This window comes from Planotetraspora silvatica (assembly GCF_016863315.1).
GTDB lineage: Bacteria > Actinomycetota > Actinomycetes > Streptosporangiales > Streptosporangiaceae > Planotetraspora > Planotetraspora silvatica.
The window spans coordinates 1-1364 of record NZ_BOOQ01000092.1; the positions used below are offsets into that span (position 1 = coordinate 1).

Here is a 1364-nt window from a genome sequence, read left to right on the forward strand (position 1 = left end):
TACTACAGCTTGATTTCGTGATATCTGAGCCAGCGTTTCCAGTAGTGGCTGCTGCGGGCGCGGGTCTGGTGCTGGCGTCTGCGGTGTGACCAGGCAAGGGCGAAGTCGAGTGGTCGGGAGATGGCGTGGGTCAGGTGTGCCAGGAGACGGCGGATCTCCGCTGGTGTGAGGCGGACCAGGCCGCGGCTGCTTTTGGGGCTGTGGCTGCGGTGACGGCGAGGTAGGCGTGAGCGAGCATGGCCAGGGTGATGTGGCGGTGCCAGGCGTCGTACCGTCTGACCTGGTAGTGGTCGAGGCCGGTCTCGTTCTTGGCGGCCTGGAAGCACTCTTCGATTGCCCAGCGGGCCCCGGCGATACGGATGAGGTCGTCGATGGTGCTGCCGGTGGGGCCGTGGCACAGGTAGTAAGCCAGTTCCAGCTCGCCCTTGGCGTTGGGGGTGAGGCTACGGCGGACCAGGAGCCACCGTTGGTAGCCGGGTTCGGTCTCGAAGTGCATGTCGGCCAGTGCCCAGTCATATAGGCGGAGCCCTTTCGCGCCGTCCCCGCACGACAGGCGCTTCCACGCTTCAGGTGGGGCTTGGGCGGCCAAGGAATCGGCACGGGTGTCGGCGCCGAGCTCGGCGCCGACCCTTTGGCTCTTGGGCACGGCGACCACGTAGTTAAGGCGGCGCAGCTCCAGGAAGTGCCGGAACTTGTAGTCCTGCCCGTAGGCCTCATCAGCGGTAACCCAGGAAACGGGTATCCCTGCGTCCAGGGTGCGCGCCAGCATCGCTCGGGCCAGCACCGGCTTGGTGGCGAACTCCGTGTTCTGGGGGATACCGGCTTCGGCGCACCGGGCTTGATCATCGGTCCAGGACTTCGGCAGATACAGTTCAGCGTCGATCAACGCCCGTCCCAGCGGGGAGGTATACGCCAGGAACACTCCGAGCTGGCAGTTCTCGACCCGGCCGGCGGTTCCGGAGTATTGGCGTTGCACCCCGGCCGACTTGACGCCCTTCTTGATGAAGCCGGTCTCGTCCACGATCAGCACACCATCACGGTGGCCAAGGTTCTCCACCACATAAGCCCGCAGGTCGACACGCACTTCCCGCGCGTCCCACCGGGCGTTGTTCAATAGCCGCTGCATCCGATCCGGCGAGGAATCCCCGGCTGCCTCCGCGAGCTGCCAGCCGTTCTTACGCTCCACCGGAGCCAGCAACCCCATCACATACGCCCGCGCCTGCTTACGCGGCTCCACCCGCCCGAACCGGCCCGCCACCCGCCCGAACAGCGCGTCCAAGCCTGACACCCACGCCTGCAGTTCGTCTGCAGTCACCCCATCCGGCATGACCCAAGACTATAGATCACAAAATCTGACTGTAGTA

1 protein-coding gene is annotated in these 1364 nt (G+C 65.4%); it reads right to left on the reverse strand.

What is annotated here, in order from left to right:
• Positions 1-130 precede the first annotated feature (130 nt).
• Positions 131-1327, reverse strand: coding sequence for an IS701 family transposase (locus Psi02_RS39725; RefSeq protein WP_203981083.1), 1197 nt, complete (start codon positions 1325-1327; stop codon positions 131-133).
• Positions 1328-1364: the final 37 nt, after the last annotated feature.

Bases quoted from the DNA above. Each gene is read 5' to 3' on its own strand.
- Psi02_RS39725 (WP_203981083.1), bottom strand. From the start codon at position 1,327: ATGCCGGATGGGGTGACTGCAGACGAACTGCAGGCGTGGGTGTCAGGC.